General features: G+C 66.1%; 20 protein-coding genes. 9 read left to right on the forward strand and 11 right to left on the reverse strand.

The window, feature by feature from the left end; translation table 11 throughout:
• The first annotated feature begins 246 nt into the window (after positions 1-246).
• Positions 247-1,329 carry a porin gene (locus DPV74_RS01550; protein WP_060372584.1) on the forward strand — a complete coding sequence of 361 codons (1,083 nt, stop codon included), beginning with the start codon at positions 247-249 and terminating at the stop codon, positions 1,327-1,329.
• A 44-nt stretch (positions 1,330-1,373) separates the two neighbouring features.
• Positions 1,374-2,843, forward strand: coding sequence for an MmgE/PrpD family protein (locus DPV74_RS01555; RefSeq protein WP_119336386.1), 1,470 nt, complete (start codon positions 1,374-1,376; stop codon positions 2,841-2,843).
• Between the two features lie 16 nt (positions 2,844-2,859).
• Here the strand turns inward: DPV74_RS01555 and DPV74_RS01560 are convergent, their stop codons facing one another.
• The 10 genes from DPV74_RS01560 to DPV74_RS01605 form a co-directional block, all read right to left on the reverse strand.
• Positions 2,860-3,789 (reverse strand): LysR family transcriptional regulator, encoded by a 930-nt coding sequence (locus tag DPV74_RS01560; RefSeq protein ID WP_059699660.1) that lies wholly within the window; start codon positions 3,787-3,789, stop codon positions 2,860-2,862.
• A gap of 292 nt (positions 3,790-4,081) precedes the next feature.
• Positions 4,082-5,101: a cyclase family protein gene (locus DPV74_RS01565; RefSeq protein ID WP_060196938.1), complete on the reverse strand. Its 1,020-nt coding sequence runs from the start codon at positions 5,099-5,101 to the stop codon at positions 4,082-4,084.
• Positions 5,098-6,591 (reverse strand): MmgE/PrpD family protein, encoded by a 1,494-nt coding sequence (locus DPV74_RS01570; protein WP_060316824.1) that lies wholly within the window; start codon positions 6,589-6,591, stop codon positions 5,098-5,100. The genes DPV74_RS01565 and DPV74_RS01570 overlap by 4 nt, the downstream gene beginning before the upstream one ends.
• Entirely contained in the window at positions 6,588-7,460 is an 873-nt protein-coding gene (locus DPV74_RS01575) for a CoA ester lyase (protein WP_027792760.1), read from the reverse strand. Before DPV74_RS01575 ends, DPV74_RS01570 begins: the two co-directional genes overlap by 4 nt.
• Positions 7,457-8,695, reverse strand: coding sequence for a CaiB/BaiF CoA-transferase family protein (locus DPV74_RS01580; protein WP_119336387.1), 1,239 nt, complete (start codon positions 8,693-8,695; stop codon positions 7,457-7,459). Before DPV74_RS01580 ends, DPV74_RS01575 begins: the two co-directional genes overlap by 4 nt.
• Positions 8,696-8,797: 102 nt before the next feature.
• A complete protein-coding gene (locus DPV74_RS01585) occupies positions 8,798-9,961 on the reverse strand; it encodes a zinc-binding alcohol dehydrogenase family protein (protein WP_162922919.1) in 1,164 nt (387 codons plus the stop codon).
• A 58-nt stretch (positions 9,962-10,019) separates the two neighbouring features.
• Positions 10,020-10,607, reverse strand: a complete 588-nt coding sequence (locus tag DPV74_RS01590; RefSeq protein ID WP_119336389.1) for a hydrolase — start codon at positions 10,605-10,607, stop codon at positions 10,020-10,022.
• A gap of 9 nt (positions 10,608-10,616) precedes the next feature.
• Entirely contained in the window at positions 10,617-12,110 is a 1,494-nt protein-coding gene (locus DPV74_RS01595) for an MFS transporter (protein ID WP_059699439.1), read from the reverse strand.
• 654 nt (positions 12,111-12,764) lie between these two features.
• Entirely contained in the window at positions 12,765-13,856 is a 1,092-nt protein-coding gene (locus tag DPV74_RS01600; RefSeq protein ID WP_119336417.1) for a triacylglycerol lipase, read from the reverse strand.
• A 606-nt stretch (positions 13,857-14,462) separates the two neighbouring features.
• A complete protein-coding gene (locus DPV74_RS01605) occupies positions 14,463-15,416 on the reverse strand; it encodes a LysR substrate-binding domain-containing protein (protein WP_060372577.1) in 954 nt (317 codons plus the stop codon).
• Positions 15,417-15,582: 166 nt separating this feature from the next.
• On the opposite strand from DPV74_RS01605, the gene DPV74_RS01610 reads away from it, so the two are divergent.
• From DPV74_RS01610 to DPV74_RS01635, 6 genes are all read left to right on the forward strand, one after another.
• Entirely contained in the window at positions 15,583-16,125 is a 543-nt protein-coding gene (locus tag DPV74_RS01610) for a hypothetical protein (RefSeq protein WP_027792767.1), read from the forward strand.
• Positions 16,126-16,132: 7 nt separating this feature from the next.
• On the forward strand, positions 16,133-16,459 hold the full coding sequence (locus DPV74_RS01615; protein WP_060372575.1) for a hypothetical protein: 327 nt from the start codon (positions 16,133-16,135) through the stop codon (positions 16,457-16,459).
• Between the two features lie 29 nt (positions 16,460-16,488).
• Positions 16,489-17,334: an MBL fold metallo-hydrolase gene (locus DPV74_RS01620; RefSeq protein ID WP_119336390.1), complete on the forward strand. Its 846-nt coding sequence runs from the start codon at positions 16,489-16,491 to the stop codon at positions 17,332-17,334.
• A 340-nt stretch (positions 17,335-17,674) separates the two neighbouring features.
• Positions 17,675-18,421 (forward strand): SDR family oxidoreductase, encoded by a 747-nt coding sequence (locus DPV74_RS01625; protein WP_027792770.1) that lies wholly within the window; start codon positions 17,675-17,677, stop codon positions 18,419-18,421.
• A gap of 134 nt (positions 18,422-18,555) precedes the next feature.
• Positions 18,556-19,428 (forward strand): DJ-1/PfpI family protein, encoded by an 873-nt coding sequence (locus tag DPV74_RS01630; protein ID WP_370448754.1) that lies wholly within the window; start codon positions 18,556-18,558, stop codon positions 19,426-19,428.
• Positions 19,429-19,552: 124 nt separating this feature from the next.
• Positions 19,553-20,038 carry a DUF4440 domain-containing protein gene (locus DPV74_RS01635; protein WP_027792772.1) on the forward strand — a complete coding sequence of 162 codons (486 nt, stop codon included), beginning with the start codon at positions 19,553-19,555 and terminating at the stop codon, positions 20,036-20,038.
• Positions 20,039-20,130: 92 nt separating this feature from the next.
• Here the strand turns inward: DPV74_RS01635 and DPV74_RS01640 are convergent, their stop codons facing one another.
• On the reverse strand, positions 20,131-21,078 hold the full coding sequence (locus tag DPV74_RS01640; protein WP_027792773.1) for a GlxA family transcriptional regulator: 948 nt from the start codon (positions 21,076-21,078) through the stop codon (positions 20,131-20,133).
• A gap of 272 nt (positions 21,079-21,350) precedes the next feature.
• Between DPV74_RS01640 and DPV74_RS01645 the strand changes: the two genes are divergently transcribed.
• Positions 21,351-22,256, forward strand: coding sequence for an AraC family transcriptional regulator (locus DPV74_RS01645; protein ID WP_060196955.1), 906 nt, complete (start codon positions 21,351-21,353; stop codon positions 22,254-22,256).
• Positions 22,257-22,265: the final 9 nt, after the last annotated feature.

Genomic DNA, 22,265 nt, shown 5'->3' on the forward strand with positions numbered 1-22,265 from the left:
GTGCTCGCACGTCACGCGGCGGTACAGGCGCGCGCCGACGGCGTGCCCCGGTAATGCGGGCGCCGCCCTTCATCGCTGCACGTCCATGCGCGCGTCGCGCGGTGCGCGCACGCGCCCCGTCACGATGCCGTCCGTTCACCACCCGGCCCGGATAGCGTCGCCCCGCAGCACCGCCGCACCGCCGCACCGCTCGACCGGCGCGGCGCCGAACTCAAACAAAGAACAAACCCTGGAAGGAGACAAACCATGGGCAAGCGGATGTCCGCACTGTGCGGACTGGGCCTCGTATCGGCCGGCGCCTGCGCGCAGAGCACGATCACGCTGTATGGCGTGGCCGACATCTATACGGAATTCCTCACCCATCAGGCCGCGCCCGGCGACAAGTCGTCGGCATCGCTCGTGCGGATGGCGTCGGGCGGCAAGAGCGGCTCGCGCTGGGGCCTGAAGGGCGTCGAGGAACTCGGCGGCGGCTGGCAGGCCGCGTTCCGGCTCGAAAGCGGCATCAACCTGAACAACGGTACCGGCACCGGCGCGGGCGGCTTCGACCGCTCCGCATGGGTCGGGCTGCAGCACGAGCGCTGGGGCGCGCTGCGGCTCGGCCACCAGTACACGACGCTGTTCGACGTCATGGAGCGCTATTCGCCGACGGGCGCGTACTCGACGCTGTACGAGCCGGCCGGCGCGATCGTCGGCGTCAACTTCCGCGAGAACAACGTCGCCAAGTACCTGGCGAAGATCGGCCCGCTGACGCTCGAAACGCACTATTCGTTCGGCGGCACGCCCGGCGCGTTCCAGTCGAACGCCGCCTATGGCGCCGGCTTCGACTATGCCGGCGGCGCATTCTCGCTCGCCGCCGCGTTCGACAACGTCAACACACCGCAGCCGGGCGGCTTCGCGCACTTCCGCCGCTACGCCGCCGCCGCGATCGCGTCCGTCGGCCGTGCGCAGCTGCTGGCCGGCGTCACGCACGGCCAGAGCGGCGTCGCCGCGCCGTCGGTCGTGACGCGCTACACGTTCTGGTGGGCCGGCGTGCGCTACGCGATCACCCCTTACCTGCAGGCGGTCGGCGCGTTCTATTACGAGGACATCCGCGCGCAGAATGCGCCGAACGCGCAGACACCCACCCCGCACCCGGCCAACCCGCAGCAGGTCACGCTGCAGCTGAACTACTTCCTGTCGAAAGCCGTCACGCTGTACCTGGCGGGCGGCTACGCGCGCCGCGCCGCGCTCGATTTCGACAACTACAACTACAACTTCCTCCACTACACGCTGGCCGGCGACCGCGCCAGCAGCGCGGGCCTGGCACTCGGCCTGCGCAAGCTGTTCTGATCTCGCCTCTCCCCAGCCTCAGGAACCTTCGGAGTCTTCGCACAATGAACCGCCGCCACTTCCTTTCCACGCTGACCGGCGCGGCGCTCGCGCTGCCGTTCGCCCACGCCCGCGCGGGCGCACTGCCGGCCGCCGGCGTCAGCCCCGGCCGCCCCGATCTCGCGCAGCAGCTCGCCGACTACGCGGCCGGGCTGCAGTATCGCGACCTCGACGCCGCGACGATCGAAACGATCAAGGCGCACCTGATCGACGCGCTCGGCTGCGCGATCGCCGCGCACGACGAACGTCCGGTGCGGATCGCGCGCGACGCGGCGCTCGCGTCGCCGGGCGGCGTGTCCACGATCGTCGGCACGAACCAGCGCACGAGCCCCGATCTCGCCGCGTTCGCGACCGGCACCGCACTGCGCTACTACGATTTCAACGACGCATACGCCGGCAAGGAGACCGGCCATCCGAGCGACAACATGTCCGCGTGCCTCGCGGTCGCCGAAGCGCAGCATGCGAACGGCCGCGACCTGATCCTGTCGATCGCGATCGCCTACGAGATCGCGTGCCGGCTGATGGACGCCGCCGCGATCAGCCCGCGCGGCTGGGATCACACGTGCTACAGCCTGCCCGCCGTCGCGCTCGCCGCGGGCAAGCTGATGCGCATGCCCGCGCCGCAGCTGGTGCAGGCGGTGAACCTGTCGATCAACAGCCATCTCGCGCTGAACCAGACGCGCGTCCAGGAATTGTCGAACTGGAAGGCGCTCGCCGATGCGGACGCGGCGCGCAACGCGGTGTTTTCGACGCAGCTCGCGCGGGCCGGGCTGACCGGCCCCGCGCCGATCTTCGAAGGCATGGCGGGATTCTTTCCGCAGGTGTCCGGGCCGTTCGCCGTCGACACGCGCGAATTCGGCGGGCGCGGCGGCGCGTTCCGGATCGGCAAGTGCTTCGTGAAGTTCTATCCCGCGCAAGGGCTCACGCAAACCGCGATTCCGGCGGCGCTCGACGTCGCCGCGCAGGTCGGCGACCTGCACCGGATCCGGCGCATCGAGATCGACACGACCGAAGTCGGTTATGTGACGGCCGGCCGCGACCGCGAAAAATGGGCGCCGTCGACGCACGAGACCGCCGATCACAGCCTGCCGTACATCGTCGCGCGCGCGATGCTCGACGGCGACATCACGACCGAGAGCTACCGGCCCGATGCGCTGCACGATCCGGCGCTGCGCGCGTTGATCGAGCGGATCACGGTGCGCGAGGACCCGGCGCTGACCGCCCGCTATCCCGCGCACGCGCCGAACCGGGTAACGGCCGTGTGCGAAGACGGGTCGGTCTGCACGAAGCAGGTGGACGACCTGCCCGGCTCGCCGACGCGGCCGATGCGGCGCGACGACTACGAGGCGAAGTTCGCGAAGAACTGCCGGCGGCACTGGAGCCCGGCGCAGATCCGCGCGGCGCTCGATTACCTGTGGCGGCTCGACGAGCAGCCCGACGTCGCGACGCTGCCGCCGCTGCTCGTCGTCGGCTGACCTGCGTGAACGAACCCTAAGCTTCCGCCGCGACGCCGTGCCGTTCGAGCGCTTCCGCGACCTCGACGATGCGGCTGCGCAGCCACGCGTGCGCGTTGCTGCCGTCGTAGCGCCGGTGCCAGTACAGCGACCACGCGACGGGCTCCATCGCGAGCGGCAGGTCGCGGATCACGAGCCGCGCATCGTCGAGGCTCAGCGCATGCCGCTCCGACATGATCACCGCGTACGGCAGCGCGTCCAGCATGTTCGGCACGACGAGCCAGTGCGGCACGTTGAGCGCGATGCGCCGCGTGCAGTTCATGTTCGCAAGCAGGTTGTCGACCAGGCTGTGGTCGACCGGATTGATCGTCACGTTGAGGAAGTCGAGCGCGAGAAACCGTTCGAGCGTCAGCGGCGTGCCCGCTTCCGGATGGCTGCGGCTCATCACGCAGACCATCCGGTCATGAAACACGATTTGCGACGACAGCGTGCCCGAATGTTCGAGGCCGGCGCTGATCGCCAGGTCGAGCAGCCCCGATTCGAGTGCGTCGGCGGTCTTGGCGGCACTCATGTGCACGACGTCCATGCCGATATTCGGGCTGGTCAAGCGCATGCAACGCAGCAGAGCCGGCAGCAAAAGCAATTCGGTGAGATCCGACATGCGCAACGTGAAATGGCGCTCGGACGTAAAAGGATTGAATTGATAATCCGATTCAAATAATTCCTCGATTTGTTGCATGATCTGTCGAATCGGCATCGCCAGTGCCTGTGCGCGCGGCGTCAACTCCATGCCGACCGCGGTGCGCGCCAGGATCTCGTCCTTGAACAGGAACCGCAGCCGCGCCAGCGCGTTGCTGACGGCCGGCTGCGTGAGGCCGACCTTCTGGCCGGCCCGGGTGACCTGTTTCTCCGTCAATAGCGCATCGAGTATGACCAGCAGGTTCAGATCGATCGAACGTAGATTCATGTTTGCGACCATCCACTAAACAGGTTAAACACCGCCTCCGATTGCGATCGCGAAATTCCGCAATCGGAGCAATCCCCTGATATTTAGTGCAATGCACAAGAATAGTCCAATCTTGACGTATCTATATTTTTAGGTATCGAGCGGTATTGGTTAATTTTTTAAATTAGTGGGTCCGTTTCGCATCGATTCTTCCGGATACCGTGCCAATCGGCCATTTGATTCGCGATTTTTGAAAAAAGGTCGCATTGCAAAAAAATGCGGGCGAGCGCCGCCCCGGCGGCCGCCCGCAAGCTCAAACGGTCGCGACCGGATTCGCCGGTGCGCCGACCAGGCCGCGGATATGCAGCGGCGGCGCGGTCAGCAGAAACCGGTTCCGGCCGTGTGCATGCAGCCAGTTCGCGAGCGGCGTCAGGTGCCACAGCTCGCCGAGGTGAATACCGAGCTTGAACAGGCACAGTTCGTGAAGCGGCATCAGCGCGCCCGGTTGCGCGAGCGGCTGCGCATGTTGCGGACGTTCCTCGATCGCATGGTTGTCGGCCACGAGCGCGGCCAGCCCCGATTCGTCGATCCATTGCAGCAGCCGCGCATCGCTGCTGTCCAGCACGCACGCGCTCGCGACCGTTGCCGGCGATCCGCCGTCGTCATGCAGCAGCAGATCCGCGAAGCCGGTGTGAATGCAGACGATGTCGCCGCGCTCGACCTGCACGCGGTCCGCCTCCATCACCTGCATCAGTTGCGCGAAGCCGACCTTCGTGCGCGCGTCGCCGAAATGACGCCGCAGGTCGATCAGCACGCCGCGCCCCTGCACACCCGTTTGCGCCATCACCTCGATGCCGAGCGCGTGCGCGCCGCCCGTCGCGTCGCCCTCTTGCGGCACCCGCAGATGCTCGCCCATCCGGAAGCCGTTGTAGAACACGATTTCAGGCACGCCGTCGTCGTCCGCGTCGAACACGCCGCCCACGTGCGACAGGCCGTCCCATTGCGTCGAGAACTGCGAGTGCATGCAGAACGAATCGTCGCAGACCACATCGGTTGCGTTCGCAACCTGTTCGTCCGCGCGATAACCGAAATACGGCTTGTCGCCGAGCAGCGCCGGCATGATCGCCGGCGGCCGCCGCCGCGCGTTCAGCCCGCCGCCGCGCGGCACGTCGAGCGGCAGGCTCAGCGAGAACGACAGCCCCTCCCGCACTTCGGCTGCGCCCTGCCGCACCTTGTCCGGCGTCAGCCAGTTCAGCCGCCCCTTCTGATCGTCGGGACCGAAATCGCCCCAGTTCGAGCCGGGCGGCCGCTTTTTCCAGCGGGGTGCATTCAAGATCGGTGTCCTCCTTCAGTGCCCGACGTCAGCGCCGCGAGCGCATCGAGCGGCGCATCGTCGGCGAGCGACCGTACCGCGTCGCGCAGCGCGAGCGCGCGCTCCATGCCGAGCGCCGAACTCGCCGCCAGCACGAATTTCGCGGTGAGTTCCTGTTCGGTCAGCGGCCGCGAATTCGTGCCCTTGCTCGACTCGATCCACGCCTCGCGCACTTGCCCGTCGCGCAGCTCGACGCGCAGCACCGCCGGCAGGAAATGCGGGAAGCGCGCATCGCACCACGGATCGGCCACGCAACGCACCTTCGCGGCCAGGGCGCGCCGTGCGGGGTCCCGCGCAAGCGCATCGTCGAAATCGTCGAACCAGACGCCGAGCCCGCCGCCGCCGAGCAGCGCCGCCGCGACCGTGTACGGCCCCGAGAACGCCGCCGCATAACCGTTCGGCGGATTCGCCTTCAACTCCGCCGGCTCGCCGATCGTGCGCAGCGTCGACGTCGCGACCCGCAGCTCGGCCGACACCACGTCGTCCGCCGTCACGCCTTGCGCCTTCAGTTGCAGCGCCGCGTCGATGCCCGGATGCGTGAAGTGGTTGCACGGATACGGCTTGAAGATGATCCGGCTCGTCTCCCATTCGTCGCCCAGGTCGCGCAGCACTGCGTCGACGTCGGCGAGGTCGCCGCACCACGCATGGAAGAAGCCGAAGCGGCCTTCGAGCGCGGTCGGCGGCGCGGTGACGCCCGCGCCCGCCAGTTCCGCCGCGCTCACGCCCGCATGCGCCGCCCAGCCGCAGTGGATCCGCTTCACCGAGCCGCCGGTGCGGTTCGCTTCGAGCAGGCCCGCGCCCATGCTCGCGGCAATGCCGAGCGCCGCCGCGATCTGCGCGGCGTCGAGCCCGAGCAGCATCGCCGCGGCCGCCGCCGCGCCGATCGTGCCGCAGATCGACGTCGCGTGCTGGCCGCGCTCGAAAAACACCGAATTGCCGAGCCGCTCGTTATAGGCGGCGACGCCCAGCCGGATGCACACCTCGGTGCCGACCGTGATCGCATCGAGCAGCGCCGCGCCCGACGCGCCGCTCGCCTGCGCGGCGGCGAGCGCGGCCGGAATCACCGACGCACTCGGATGCAGCACCGACAGCATGTGCGAATCGTCGAAATCCATCGCATGCGCGAGCGTGCCGTTGACGAGCGCGGCACTCGCGGCCGGCAGCCGGTCGGGCGCGCCGATCACGCTCGCCGGGCCGGTGCCCGCCCAGCGCCGCGCGACTTGCAGCACCGACTGCACGACCGGTTCGTCGTGCGCGATCAGGCTGTTGCCGACCACGTCCAGCACGCGCGCGGCGGCCTCGACGCGCAGCCGGTATTCCAGCCCTCCGGCGCGCACCTCCGCCGCGAAGCGGCCGAGCGCGCCGACGATGCCGTCGGGCGGCGCGGGCCGGTCCGGTGCGACCGGATCGGCAGTGGCCGCCGGAGCGGAAAGCGTCTCGGGTGTGCTCATGCCAGTGCTCCACTGAGTCGAAGATTGTTCGCGAGCGCGAGCGTCACGCGCGCGTTGGCGATCAGCGGCGGCGCGACCACGCGGCCGTCCGGCAGCACGAAGACCGACGACGCCGAGGCCTTGCCCGCTGTCGCATCGACCGCCTCGAGCACCCGCTCGGCCGCGCGAATCTCGTCTTCCGACGGCGTGAACACCTCGTTGATCACCGCGAGCTGCGACGGATGAATCGCGAAGCGGCCGAGGAACCCCATCGACTTGGCGCGCAGCGTCGATTCCCTCAGCCCGTCGAGATCGGGCAGCGTGTGATAGACGGTCTGGATCGGCCCGGCGAGCCCCGCCGCGCGAGACACCACGACGCAGCGCGCGCGGCACACCTCGAGCGTGAAGTTGTCGACGCCGATCTGCAGGTCCGCGCGCAGGTCACTCTCGCCGAGCCCGATGCGCTCCAGCCGCGGCGACGCGGTCGCGAGCTGGTAAGCCGTCTCGACACCGTACGCCGACTCGATCAGGATCTGGATGCCCGCATCGCTGCCGAGCGCGTCGAGCCAGCCGGCCACTTCCTGGATATGCTGCGGCAGGTCGCATTTCGGCAGGCGCAGCGCCTGGAGCGCCGGCTGCGCGATCGCGTCGACGTCGTCGCGACACCACGGGCTGCCGATCGGGTTGATCCGCACGTAGGTCGGCTTCGGCGGGCCTTCCGCGAGAATCGCGGCGGCCGCCTCGCGTGCCTCGGCCTTGTGGCTGGCCGGCACGGCATCCTCGAGGTCGAGCACGATGGCATCGGCTTCGCTTGCATACGCCTTGTCCACCACCTGCGCCTTGTGCGCGGGCACGTAGAGGTAACTGCGGTAGGTTGCGCTGGTTTTCATACAATGCCCCGTTCGGTCAAATCGGCGATCTCGTGCCGCTCCAGCCCCAATGCGCCGAATACTTCGTCGTTGTGCGTGCCGCGCGCCGGTCCGCCCCAGCGGATCGCGCCGGGCGTGTCGGACAGCCGGAACGGCACGTTGTGCGTGCGGAACGCGCCGAGCTCCGCATCGGGCACCGACACGACCGAGCCGAGCGCCGCGTACTGCGGATCGCGGAGCACGTCGGCGACGTCGTAGATCGGCGCGACCGCCGCCTGCGCGCGCTCGAATTCGGCGATCACGTCGTCGCGCGAGCGCTGCCCGATCCAGCCGCCGACCGCCGCATCCAGTTCGTCCGCATGCTTCGCGCGCTCGGCGCCGTTCGCGAACCAGGGTTCGTCGATCAGGTCCGCACGGCCGACGAGGCGCATCACGCGCTCCGCGATGCTGTGCGCCGACGTCGACAGCGCGACCCACTTGCCGTCCGACGTGCGGTACACCCCGCGCGGCGAATTGTTCGGCGAACGATTGCCGGTGCGCTCGGGCACCCGGCCCGTCTGGTCGTAGCTCGCGACCTGCGCGCCCATCGCGGCGAGCATCGTCTCGATGATCGCGAGATCGACGACCTGGCCGCGCCCGGTGTGCTCGCGCGCCTTCAGCGCCGTCATGATCGCGAATGCGGCGTTCAGCCCCGCGACGGTGTCGGCGAGCGGGAACGACGGCAGCAGCGGCGGCCCGTCGGCCTCGCCGGTGACCGACGCGAGCCCGCTCATCGCCTCGGCCAGCGTACCGAAGCCGGGGCGGCTCGCATACGGGCCGAACTGCCCGAAGCCCGTCACCCGCACGAGCACGAGCCGCGGGTTGATCGCGGACAGCACGTCGTAACCGAGCCCCCAGCGTTCGAGCGTGCCGGGCCGGAAATTCTCGACGACCACGTCCGCCTGCGCCGCCATTTCGCGGAAGATCCGCTGGCCGTCGGCCGTGCCGAGATTCAGCGTGACGGCCCGCTTGTTGCGCGCGAGCACCTTCCACCACAACGGCACGTCATCGCGACGCGCGCCGTACTTGCGCGCCGGATCGCCGTCCGGATGCTCGACCTTGATCACGTCGGCGCCGTAGTCCGCCAGCATCGTCGCCGCGAGCGGGCCCGCGAACAACGTCGCGGCGTCGATCACGCGAATGCCGTCGAGCGGCGCCGGTTTGGACGCGTCCGACGCCGCACCGGCGTCGACGCTCCCCATTTCCACAGTGGCCATGCCGTTCTCCAGTCAGATGGATTGCACGGCGCGCCGCACACCGCCATCATCTGCATGACTAATCGTCTTGCAGCGATGCGTGCGCGGCGCGCGACCTGCCGCTCAGACGGCGTTGATCCGGTAGATCGGGAAATACGTCTGGATCTTCCCGTTCAGGTAGTCGGACGCGAGCTTCGGCACCTCGTCGAAATCGAAGATCTCGGTCGGTTCCTCGCCGATCCAGCCGCTCGTTTCCTGGAAATCGCGGATCGTGATGCTGTCGTCGTAGCGCCACGCGTGCGTGTGGATGTGCAGGCGGCGGTTGATGCATTCCGTCGCGCGCAGGTTCCACAGGCGCATCCCGGTCTTCCAGCCGACCGTCGTGACGATACCCGTGCGGCCGACCACGCGCATCGTCGCGCGATACAGCGCGCCGCCGAGGTTGTCGAGGAAGATCGCGACGCCGCGGCCGCCGCTCAGCTCCGCGATCGTCTCCACGAACACGCGCTCCGACTCGCGATAGCTCGCCTGGTACTCCGGATCGGTCTTGTAGCGCTCGTCGTCATACGCGAGGTTCGGGAACTTGCGGCGATCGACCGGCGTGATGCCGAGCTTCGCGAGCTCCTCGAGGCGCCGGTCGTTGCTCGCCGTCATCGCGACGCGAAAACCCTCGCGCTTCGCGAGCTGCAGTTCGGCGAGCGTCGTGCCGCCGCCCCAGCCGAACACCAGGTAGTCGGCCGGATCGACGTCCGGCAGCTGCGAGCGCCAGCACGTCGACGCCACCTTCCAGTTGTCCCACGCGGTGAAGTAGCGGCCGTACGTCGCCCATTGCAGCAGCGAATGACGGCTGTCCGTCGGCACCGCCACGAGGTTGTCGGCGCGCATCTTGGTCCGCTGCGCCATCACGCCGATCGTGCCCGGCGCGTCGTACGCGTAGACGAGCTCGGCGAACCCGTATTCGTCGCGCTTGCCGAACGGCATCACCATGCAGATCTCGCCTTCCTTCAGCGTCTTCACGCCGCTGCCGCGCTCGACGATGCGCACCAGCGCACCGTTGCCGAGCACGATCTTGTCCTCGCGGCGCTGCCGGCAGATGTCGACCGGATTGCGCGACAGCGCGTGGTCGAGGTTCGCCTCCCACGATCCGTACAGCGGCTCGACCAGCACCTCGTCGGCTTCCAGATCGGAGAATTCGAAGGTCTCGCGACGCAGCTCGCCCGCCACGGGCGCCTGCTTCCTGCTCGGTTCCGGTCCTGCGTAGAGAACCCATGCATCGGTCTTGATCATCGTCATGCCTCGGTAAATGACTCTGTTTGAATGGTGCACGCCGAACACGCCGCTTCGTTCAGCGCGAATACGCCTGCTTCAGTGCCGCCTCCACGTCGGCCGTCGCGGCGACCTGCCCGAGCTTCGGGAAGATCTGCGTCAGCGCGAAGGTCTGCGCGTCGGCGGACGACGTGCTGACCGCGTCGCTGACGACGACGACGTTGTAGTTGTTCTCGTATGCCTGGCGCGCCGTCGATTCGACGCCGATGTTGGTCGCGATCCCGGTCAGCACGATGTCCGTGATGCCGCGCCGGCGCAGCTGCACGTCGAGGTCGGTGCCGGTGAACGCGCCCCATTGGTGCTTCGTCACGACGATGTCGGACGGCCCGACGCCGAGCGCCGGTGCAAACGCGCTCCATTCGGGGTCGAGATTCGGCGGCGCCGACGGCGTATCCGTCCTGACCTTCAGCGCGACGCCGCCGTCCGGCTGGTAGCTCGTGTGCACGTAGATCACGGGAAGCTTCAACGCGCGGAACGCGGTCGCGAGCTCGACCGTCTTCGCCACGACCTGCGCGCCGGTGTAGGGCACGACCGGCAGCGACACGATGCCGTTCTGCAGATCGATGGCGACCAGGGCGACCGTGCGATTGAGCGTCGGAGTGGACATGTCAAAACCTCACTTCTGTTGGGGGATGGAAGAAGCGGCGGTATCCAGGTGCCGGCTCGACGCTGCGTTGAGCAGCAGCAGCACGCTGATGACCGCCAGGACGATGGCCAGCTCGCGCAGGCCGCGATCGCTCGCCGGATGGCCGAGCGCCAGCCCGACGAGCGCAAACGACAGGCTGCCGCCGACATACTGCGCAGTGCGGTACAGCCCCGAGGCCGTGCCGATCCGGTCGTGCGGCGCGCTCTGGTAGAGCGCGGCCTGGTTGCCGAGATTGTTGAAACCGTTCGGCACGCCGAACACGATCGATAGCAGTACGATCGACCAGACCGGCATCGCGCTGGTGAGCAGGCTCATCACGACGCTGCCGACGCACAGCATCGCGGAACCGATGATCAGCACCGGCCGCGAGCCGTGACGGTGTGCGAGGCGGGTCGCGAGCATCGTCGCCACGGTGCCGATCCCGGCGACCGGCAGCATCACGAGGCCGGCATCGGCGGCGGACAGGTGCTTGGCCTCCTGCAGCCACATCGGCAGCGCATAGAAGATCGCGTAGAACACCGCGTAGGTGCCGACGCAACGCAGGTACGTACTCGTGAGCGCACGGTTGTCGCCGAGCATGCGGATGTCGATCAGCGGCGTCGCGGCCCGCCGCTCGTGCCCGACCAGCACCGGGCACAGCACCAGCGTCGCGACGAGCAGCAGCCAGTCGGGATCGTGCGTGACCGATTGCAGGAACAGCAGCAGGCTCGCGAGCGTCAGGACGAACAGCACGACGCCCGGCAGGTCCAGCTCCTTCAGCGTGCCCCGCAGCGTGCGGCGTTGCTGCGCGCCGCGCGGGACGACGTCGGCCGGAATCCACAGCCATGCCAGCGCGAACGCCAGCAGCACGATCGGCACGTTGATCCAGAAGATCGCACGCCAGCCGGCGAACTGCACGAGCGCGCCGCCGAGCGGCGGCCCGAACGCGACGGCCACCTGCGCCGCAACCGAGATCGCGCCGAGTCCGCCCGTCGGCGTCGCGCCGTTCGCGTGCCGCTGCGACCACGTGCGGATCATCGCCATGCCGGCCGGATACGCGGCCGACGTGCCGATGCCGAGCGCGACGCGCGACGCGATCAGCCACCCGAGCGACGGCGCGAACGGCGCGAGCGCGGATGCGATCAATACGATCGCGAGGCCGATGCAGAAGATCCGCTTCGCGCCGAACCGGTCGGCGAGCCGCCCCATCGTCGGCTGGCCGACGGCCGTCGCAAGATAAAGGCCCGACACGAGCCACATCGTGTCGATGCGTTCCTGCCCGTGCGGGTTGAACGCCTGCTGGATGCTGACGAGCGCGACCGCGATCATCGACGAGTTCAGCGCGTTGAGCAGCGTGCCGAGCACGATGGGGCCCACCAGCCTGGCCGGCAGGCGCGGGCCCGCCGCCCGCGCATTGCCGCCTGCCGGCGTGACACCGGAAGGCGGGGCTGGCACTTTGGCAGGTCGATCGCGGTTCGTTGTCATGGCATCGTCACAGGGTGGTTTCGCATCGCTCGATCAAATTCGAACGTGCGTTCACCTTACCGTTACGATTGCCGTGAATGAAATGGATTGTTGCGATGCACACATTCGTCGCTTGAATGCGGATCGCGAATCTGACGATCGAGCGCGTCCCCTGCGAGCCGGGAATGAAATCGTCAAACGCCCGGCATTCCTTGCTGGACGGTCATACTCCCGGATCGCGATGAATTTTTTAGATGGAGTACGAAGCGATTTTTTCCGTGCACTCCCTGCGGATGACGATCGTTTTATGCGGCAGCGCAACGGGAATCCAGAGCGGTGGCTCTAGACCGGCACCGCACTCGCGAGTGCGGGAGTAATCGACGTCGTTGCGCCCTGCGCCCGCACGATGAGATCCTGACGCGTTCGAGACTGACGCGGCCGCATGGCCGATAGCCGTCACGACAGCTCGCCGGCGCCTCCGGAACGGTTCCGCGATGAAGCGCGTATCGACCGCGCCGAAGCACGGATAAGCCACGCCCTGGTAACCGTTATCGACGACGCGCTGAAGCAATCGCTCGATGCACGGCGACCCGCCCGATCGCGCCCGGATCGCGGCATCGCGCGACGCCGGACATGCCGGCGTCGCGCGATGCCGCGCTTGCTCCCTGTCATCGATTACACGCCTTGATTCTTCAAGCGGTTCGCGTGCGTGCGGATTACCGCAACCGGATCCTCCACATTCGCGCCGAGCACGCCGAGGATCTGGTTGATCGCATCGGTGTGATTCCAGTGATACGTGCCGAGCACCTGGCCAAACCGCGCGCTGCATTGCGACACGACGCCGTCGTTCGGACCGGCGCTGCGATTGATCATCACCGTGCCGCTGCCGAGGAGTGCCAGCGTCGACGGATCGAGCGCGTTCGCCGGATCGATGGCCCCGCTCGCGCTCGTATCGACGGCCCCAGTCACGCCGGCCACCGTCGCTGTCGGCTGGATCGCCGTGCCGCCCCACGAATAAAGCAGGTGCGTATTGCCGCCGACAGTCTCGGTCGACGCGCCGGTTTGACACGAGCCCGGCGCACCGAGCCCTGCGCTCGGGAATTTCTGGTTGTATGCGGCGGCCTTTGCCGTCGTCAGCACCGACAACGCCTGAATCGCATTCTGGTTCGTATTGAAGTTGCTGCTCGTCAACGTGCCGAGCGCATTCGCGAATGCACCGAGCACGGTCGACGACAGGCCGGTCGGGTCCGTCTGCAACAGTTGCTGGACGAAGTCCGCGAATTGCGAGCCCCAGTGCGGCGTACTGATCGTCGTCACCGACGCGACCAGTTCCGGCGCAACGGACGCAACATAACGCGATGTCAGGCCGCCCTGGCTATGGCCGATCAGATTCACTTTCTGCGCGCCCGTCGCCGCGAGCACCTGCTTCACGAACGCAAGCAATTGCTCGCCACGCCCGTTCGGGCCATCGTCGCTCTGAAAGCCGGACAGATTGGCAACGTATACCGCCGCGCCGTGCGCCTGCAGGTCCTCCGGAATGCGATACCAGTACTCGACGACGCCACCGTACTTGTCGGTGCCGGTCAGCCCGTGCACGAGAATGATCGGGTACCGGGTCGCCGCATAGTCGTCAACGGCGGTCGTCGCGGCGGTAGCAGCCTGCGCGCCGGCCAGCGACAGAACGGTTCCAACACTCGCGGCCGGGGCCGCATTCATTGCGATTGCCACCACGGTCGCCACTGCTTTCGCTCGTATCGATCTGCTCATCTTGCTCTCCATTTTTTACGTACATGTCAGTTGCTCGAGGATGAGGATGCGGAAATCGCTGATGCAGCGACGCTTCCGGCACTGAAGCGTCGCCCGCGCGCGGGATGTCGGCCGTACCGACTCGACGGCTTGGCGCGACGGTTTGGCCCGACGTACTCCGACGCCGGAAAACGAATAAAAACGAACACAAACGAACGTTTTCGCACCAGCACGCGAAGTGAATCACGTTCAACAACGCTGTGCAGGCAGTTAGACAGGGCCCTCCAGTCAGTTGACAACGGGTGCATCAACCGCTAAATCCACCGATCTTCCTCGACGTCTTGTGATCCCGCCGTGACGGCTTTGCACCGGCACGTCGTCCCGCCCGACGTGCCTTATCGAGTTGCCGTCATGGAGCAATGGTCATCAAGGATGCAAAGGAGACCAAACGATCATGTGGAAGAACCCGCATTGCGCGGGTGGAACCGGTTTTCAGTACCGGCAGCACGGTTGGTCTTGGGGCTTTGCAGGCCCGTCGGTTGAGCGCATACGCGCGACTGACGGGCGCATTCGGCAGGCGGTGTCTCGCCGAGCGAGCGCACCCGATCGCGGCCTGCGTGCGGCGAATCAACGTGGAGAGGAAGCGCCGCGCTGACGTCTGCCTCGCGGTGTGCGTCGCGCGCTGCCGTACGGTGCCAGGCCCGGGGCGTCATTCAGCATCCACGTCGCGAAAGCCTGCAACGGCCCCTGGGCCAGTTCGATCGGTTCGGGCAGGACGAGGCAGAAGTTTTTCGTGACGGACCTGCCCGCCGGCCAGGGTGCGACCAGCCGCCCCTGCTCGAGCTCCGCGTCGACGTAAAGACGCGGCACCAGCGCGACACCCAGGCCCGCGAGCGCCGCTTCGATCAGCATCGAATGGAGATCGTAGCGCGCGCCAACCGCCGAATTGCCCAGCACGATGCCGGACTCCTGCGCATAGGCCTGCCACGCGTCCGGGTTCTGCCGCCGGTGAAGGCGTGGCAGTGCATCCAGCGACGGGTTCGCCCCGGCGCCCGCCAGCAACGCCGGACTGCACACGGGCACCAGCACTTCCTCCAGCAGCGGATGCAGATGCATCCCCGCCCATGCCGGATGCTCGAAATGGATGGCGGCATCGAAACCGCTCCCGGCCAGCAGGAACGGTTCCATGCGCTCGGCGATATGCACCGTGACGTTCGGATGCCGGTCCTGAAAGTGTTTCAGCCGGGGGATCAGCCAGCGCGTGGCGAAGGTCGGAATGGCGGCGATATCGATGCTCGCGCCTTCGACGGGTTGCCCCATCAGGTACAGGCTGTCCCGTTCCAGCCGGTCCAGGATCTCGCGAACCTGCACGGCGTACCGCGCACCGTTCGGTGCCAGCCGTACCCGGTTGCCGATCCGCTCGAACAGCGTGACACCCAGGAACGCCTCCAGCCGGGCGATCTGACGGCTGACGGCGCCCTCGGTTCGGGCGAGTTCATCAGCGGCTCGGGCAAAGCTGCCGTGTCGGGCCGCGGCTTCGAACGCCTGCAGTGCGGAATTGCTCGGGATCTTGCGGGGCATGCGTGGCTCGCCGGTCAGGGTGGGTTCGACGTCAGCTTGAGTAAATATCACTGATGGCTGACTTTATTTCGTTTTATGGGCTGCAAATGCGAGCTTAGCATTACGTTACCGCACTGACCATCAAGCGCTCGCTGACGGAAGTGCACCCTGTTCAAAGGACGATCCGATGATCTACACCGTGGAATGCAGCTTCGCCGACGTCGACAGCGAAGCCGAATGGAACGACTTCTACAGCCTCGAAAAGCTGCCTGCCCTGATCTCGGTGACGGGGTTTCACACGTCGCAGCGGTTCAAGGCGATCGGCAGCGGTTGCCCCGTCTATCTGGCGATTCACACGATCGACGGTCTCGATGTCCTGACCGGCGACGAATATCGCCGGAAAGGCGGCGGCAATTTTGCGAAGTGGCAGCAGCACATCACCGACTGGCATCGCAATCTCTATGGCGCTATCGGATTGGCCCCGGCGGTGGAGGAAGGCGAACACCTCGCGCTGTGCGCCGGCGGCCCTGATCCGCTGATCCGGTTGGGCCTCGACCCGCTGGCCATGCAAGCCGTCGCGCTGGAGCAGTTTCCGGCACGACGCTGGCTCGCCGTCGTGCCGCGCAACAACACGCTGCTTGTCGACGAACGCGCGGAAGGCGTTCACCTTTACGCGCCGATGACGGAGCAACTGACAAGCGCACGCGCCCTTTCAACTGCCCAGGAGTAAGCCCACGATGCCGAACGTCACTTTCTCGATCGATGCACAGCGGATGCCCGCTGACGAAAATCTTGCCGAGCTGTCGCGCGACTGCGTCGAGCTCTGTACGCATGTGCTCGGCGCTGAGCTCAAGAACGTCCACGTCATTTTTCAGCCGGTTCTGCACGGGCACGGGCATCCTGTCTACGCGGACATTCGGTATCGCGCCGGGGCGCCCCGCACGTCGGCGGTCATGGACCGGTTCATGGAAGCGCTGGATCGTGCGATCGTTCAGCGCACCGGCCTCACCGCGCGCATCCGGTGTTTTGGTTACACCGCGTCGAACATTCACGCCCGCAACTAGCCCACCATTCGCCGATCCGGAGAAGCACGATGGCCATGCTTACCTTTCCCGGCCAGCAAGTCGGGGATTTCACGATTACCGCCATCAGCGATGGCTACCTCACCGCGAGTCTCGACTTTCTGTCGAATGTCGATCCGGCCGACGCGTCGAACATGCAACGTGACGCCGGGCAGAAAGAGCCAGAAGCCGTACACATCAATTGCTACGTCGTACGCGGCGCGGGCCGCACCGTGCTCATCGATGCCGGGGCGGGCGGGTTCAGGCAATGGGGCGGCCAACTCAGGACGAACCTGGCGCTGGCCGGTATCGAGCCCGCCGCGATCGACACCATCCTGCTGACCCACGCGCATCCCGATCATGTCGGGGGGCTCGTGAACGGTGCAGGAGAGATCGCGTTCCCGAACGCGGAACTGGTCGTGCATCGACGCGAGGTCGGGTTCTGGCAGGACGACGGGAATCTGAGTCGCGCCAGCGAACGCGCACGCGGAAATTTCCTGGTGGCGCGCCGGGTATTCGATGCTTATGGCGACCGGCTTCGTCTTTTCGACGACGGACAAGTGCTCCCCGGCATCGACGCACTGCCGATACCGGGGCACACCGATGGACACACCGGATATGTGCTTGAATCCCGCGATCAGGGGCTTCTTGTGTGGGGAGACGTGGTTCATTTCCCGCATATCCAGATTCAGCGACCGGAGGTGTCGATTGCCTTCGATCACGATGCGTCGTTGGCCGCTGCTACGCGGTCACGGCTTCTGGATCAGGTCAGTTCGGAGGGGCTGTTGATCGCCGGCATGCATCTGGGGGAACGCGGGTTCGCACGCATCGAGCGAACGAATGGGGGATACCGTTTGCGTTATGAGCGCGAGGAATGAAGCAGACGGCCTCCAGATACCGGCCACTCGTTGCGATCGCGCGGACATCCGCATCGCGACCACTGCGCGTCCGACCGCCGCGCGAGCCTGCTCCAAACGCCACTCGCCGCCCGCGAGACCACACATGACGCGTGCGAACACGCAATGCTTCCGCCAAACACCGAGCCGCGTTATTCACCCGTTTGAACCGAGTGGCGCTTTTTGAGGGTTATACGACCTTTGCGCCATACGCCTCGCGTTCCATACTGCACGTGGAAGATCGAGCCGGAAAAGGCACACAAACGCAATTGCGTTTGAAGCCTTCGGCCCGATCAATCACGACGTAAAAATGGAGCAGAAGATGAGGCTTAAAGACAAGTCAGCGTTAATCACCGGTGGTACCAGCGGCATCGGCCTCGCAACCGCGAAGCTGTTCATTGCGGAAGGCGCCCGCGTAGCGGTGACGGGCCGCGATGAGACGGTGTTCGAGCGCGTGAAGGCCGAGCTTGGCGAGCATGCGCTCGTTCTCAAGGGCGACGTCCGTTCGCTCGACGACATGCGGGCGATTGCCGCCGAGGTCAAGGAGACGTTCGGCGGCCTGGATGTCGTATTCGCGAACGCGGGCTGGGCGTTCCCGTCCGCGGTCAACGACATCGACGACGCGCTCTATGGCGAGATCATGGACATCAACGTCAAGGGCGTGGTGTTCACGCTTCAGGCGGTGCTGCCGGACCTGCGGCCAGGCGCCTCGTTCATTCTCAATACATCGTTCGTCGCGCAGACCGGCAAGCACGGCATCTCGTTGACCGCGGCAGCGAAAGCCGCCGTGCGATCGCTCGCCCGCAGCTGGTCCTACGAGTTTCTCGACCGCAAGATCCGCTTCAACGCGATCGCGCCCGGTGTGATCGACACGCCGCTGCTCACCAAGTGGGGCATGCCCGACGAATGGGTTCGCGACCGCAAGGCCGAATTCGCCGAAACCATTCCGGTGGGCCGCATGGGCAACGCCACGGACATCGCGTACGCGGCGCTCTATCTCGCCAGCGACGAATCATCGTATGTCGTCGGCACCGAACTGGTCGTCGATGGCGGCGCGTCGCAGCTTTAAGCCTGCGGCGCGCGATGCCTGAGCCCTGCACGTCATCCGGGCTCATCCCCATCCCGATCTCACGTCCGCCACGCCGTTCGTCGCGGCGGCCATTCAATCCGGCCCAATCTGGTTGCGCTCGCAGAGGGGCCGAAGTGCAAGGAGAAACGATCTTGACCGACCGTAGCGAAGACAATGCTTCCGGAACACCGCTCACGAGAGCGGGCCGTTCGCGCCGCGATGCCCTCAAGCTGGGGGGCGCCGCCACCCTCGGCGCCATCCTGGGCGGCAGCGCGTTGCTCGCGCACACCACCCCTGCTCTTGCGCAGGCCGGCAGCAAGGGCGAACTTGCTCCGAATGAACCGCTCAACATCCTGATCGTCAATTACGACGGCGGGACGCTGCTCGACTTCGCCGGCCCCAGCGAGATCTTCCATCGGCTGCCGAATACGAACGTCCGCTACGCGAGCCTCGATGGCGGCAACGTGACGCTCGAATTCGGCGTCGTGTACGGCAAGACCGAGCGGCTGGCCGACATCGAGAAGACGGACGTGATTCTGGTCCCCGGCGGGTCCGATTTGACGGCGCCGATGCGACCCGCGTACCAGGCGCAGATCCGGCGCCTGGCGGAAAGCGCCAGGCACGTTACCTCGGTCTGCAACGGATCGCTCGTGCTCGCTGCAACGGGCGTGCTCAAGGGCAAGCGAAGCGCGTGCCATTGGGCCTTCGTAAACAAGCTGGCCGAATATGGCGCGATTCCCGTTCCCGACCGCTTCGTGGAAGACGACAACGGCCGGTTCATGAGCGGCGGCGGCGTGACGGCGGGCATCGACTTCGCGCTTCGCGTGGCGGAGAAGCTGCGCGGCCGACAGGCGGCCGAATTCACGCAACTCGTGATCGAATACGATCCCGCGCCGCCGTTCCACTCCGGCCATCCGAGGGACGCGCGGCCGGAAGTCGTCGCAATGGTCGACAAGGAATTGCCCGGCGCCTCCAGGGGGCTCGCACGCATTCCTGGCGTTCGGTGAGACATGCGCCGGCAATGTGCGCGGGCCGTTTTCAGGCCTCGATGATCACCGGCTCCGACATTGCCTGCCCGCCCTGCCAATTTTCGCAGTCCTCTCAATTCGATCTATAACCGGAAATCACCCGATGCAACAGAATCGTACTTTCGCTACCGCACTTGCAGCAGCCTGCGTCACCTTTTTCGCGTTTGCAACGCCGGCATCTGCCGGTGGTTCGCAACATCCGCCCGAAGCGGCCATCAAAGCCGAGAATGCACGATGGGCGGATGCCTTCGCGCGAGGAGACTACGAATCAATCGGTCGCCTCTATACCCGCGACGGCACACTCTTGCCGCCCGGCGGCGACAAGGTAACGGGGGGCCGCGCGATCACCGAATACCTCACCAAAGGGTATGGCGGATCGAAGCCTGTCACCGTATCGTTCAGCAACTACGAGTTCTACGGCAACGACCGGGTCGTGACCGAGGTCTCGGATACGGAGATCCATGACCACGACGGAAAGCTCAAATACCGCGGCAAGCAGACGCTCATCTTTCTGAAGCAGGGCGGCGCGTGGAAGCTGCATCGCGACATGTGGAACGATTACGGTCCGCTGCCGACGAATGACCAATGAGCATCCGGCGAAACGGATCATGACCTGCCCGCAGCACGACTAATTCGTTAGACGGACATTCATGGGCAGTGCGCTGATCGGCCGGCAGCCGATCAGCGCGCGCCGTTCGATCGGCTCTCGCGTCGAATCGCTTGCGGCGGGTGCCCATGCAGTTTGATGAAGGCCCTGCGCATCCGCTCCGGATCGGTGAATCCCACCGCCAGCGCAATCTGCTCGATCGGTTCGCTACCACTCTGCAGGCGCAGCCGCGCCGCTTCGACTCGCAGGCGCTCGACCGCCTTCGCAGGTGTTTCACCGGTTTCCCGGCGAAATGCGCGTCCGAACTGCCGCACACTCAATCGTGCTGCATCGGCGAGCCGTTCGACGGGCAACGCTTCGGCCAGGTGCTCCCGGGCAAAATTCAGCGCGATGCGGATCCGGTCCGATTCCGGCTCCATCTGCGACATCGCCGAGAATTGGGACTGGCCGCCCGGTCGGCGATACGGAACGACCAGATACCTGGAGACAGCACGCGCAATCTCCGCACCCATATCCCGTTCAATCATGCCGAGCGCCAGGTCGATTCCGGAGGCGATGCCCGCCGACGTCCAGATGCGGCCCTCCTCGATATAGATACTGTCGCCTTCGACCCGGGTGCGCGGGAAGCGCGACTGCAACTGAGCCGCGTACAGCCAGTGCGTCGTGGCTCTCACGCCGTCCAGCAAGCCGGTTTCCGCCAGCAGAAACGCCCCCGTACACACGCTTGCCACCCGCGAGGCCCGGGCGCCGAGTTTCCTGGCAGCGGCGATGTTCTCCGGAGCCCGCATCGGCTCGATCTCCCCGCCCACGAAAATGACGGTGTCGAACGTACGCCGTCCGATCGGCCGCGTTTCGATCGAAACGCCCGTATTGCCGGGAACCGGGCCGCCGGACTGCGAGATGACCTGGAGGTCGTACGGCGTGTGGCCCGCCACGGTGGCCACCTGATTGAAGGCCGACAGCGGCCCACCCAGATCGAGCACATCGTAGCCACGGCAAACGAAGAATCCGATTCGATGCATGACGAAGTCGTTAACTGAGAACCCGGAAAGTCGCATTTTATCCGGAACCCTCAAATAACGACATTCCGCCTGAAACGAGGGAAAAACGTCCTTTACGCGCTGATCGATTGTCCGTATGTCCAATCGCTGACATCGACCCGGCCGGGACAGGAGCGCGGCCCACGTCACGCCGAATTCACGCTCTGCCACTACATCGGCGACACACGACGCACGCCAGCCAAATTTTGCTTTGATATACTTCGCCGCCCCATTCTTCACGTTCCCGCGGACTTATGACTGCCGCACAGTCGGACAACGCATCATCTGATTTCATGCCGGCCGACCTCAGGCAAAGCGTCGTCACGCAGACGTTGCCGCACTCACAGGTCAGCATCAGTCGGCTGAAGACATCTCGCAGGGATATTGGCCGAACCGCGCCATACGAACTTGAAGACGCCGATCTCGTCGTGTTGCAATTGCGCGCGTTCGGCGAACAGGAATTGTGGCTTGACGGACGTGTCGCTCGTTTCGTCCCTTATCAAGCAGGAACCGTCACGATCCATGACCTCGATCGCAGATGGGTTTCCGACCTGAAGGGAACGTTCGACTGCATTCATTTTCACCTCCCCCGCCGAACGCTGGAGGAGACAGTCGATGAACTCGGGGGCAGGCAGCGGCCACAGCTTTACCTGCCGCCGCATTTGAGCAAGGTGGATCCGATCATTCATCGCCTGGGCCAGGCCCTGCTCCCCGCTTTGGCGCAGCCCGGGCATGCCTCCCGGCTCTTCGTCGACCACGTCGCGCTCGCCTTTCAGGCGCATGTCGCGCGCCAGTACGGCGGCGTCGGCGAGCGGCGGGAGAAGTCGACGGGCAAGCTCACGGCGTGGCAGGAGCGAATGGCGAAAGGATTTCTTCTCGAGCACCTGACCGGGAACATCTCGATTGCCGATGTCGCAAAAGCGTGCGGCCTGTCTCGCGGCTACTTTGTCAAAGCCTTTCATCAGACGACCGGGTTGCCGCCCCATCGCTGGCTGATCAATCAGCGCATCGAGCGCGCAATCATGTACATGCGCACGTCATCCATGCCGCTGCACATGATCTCGGATATCTGCGGCTTCGCGGATCAGAGCCACTTCACCAGAACATTTACGCGCGTCACCGGCGTGTCACCGCGTCGTTGGCGCGCGGACAACATCTGAGGCCTCCGC

Origin of the sequence: Burkholderia sp. HAN2018 (assembly GCF_024704855.1) — a bacterium.
Classification (GTDB): Bacteria; Pseudomonadota; Gammaproteobacteria; order Burkholderiales; family Burkholderiaceae; genus Burkholderia; species Burkholderia cepacia.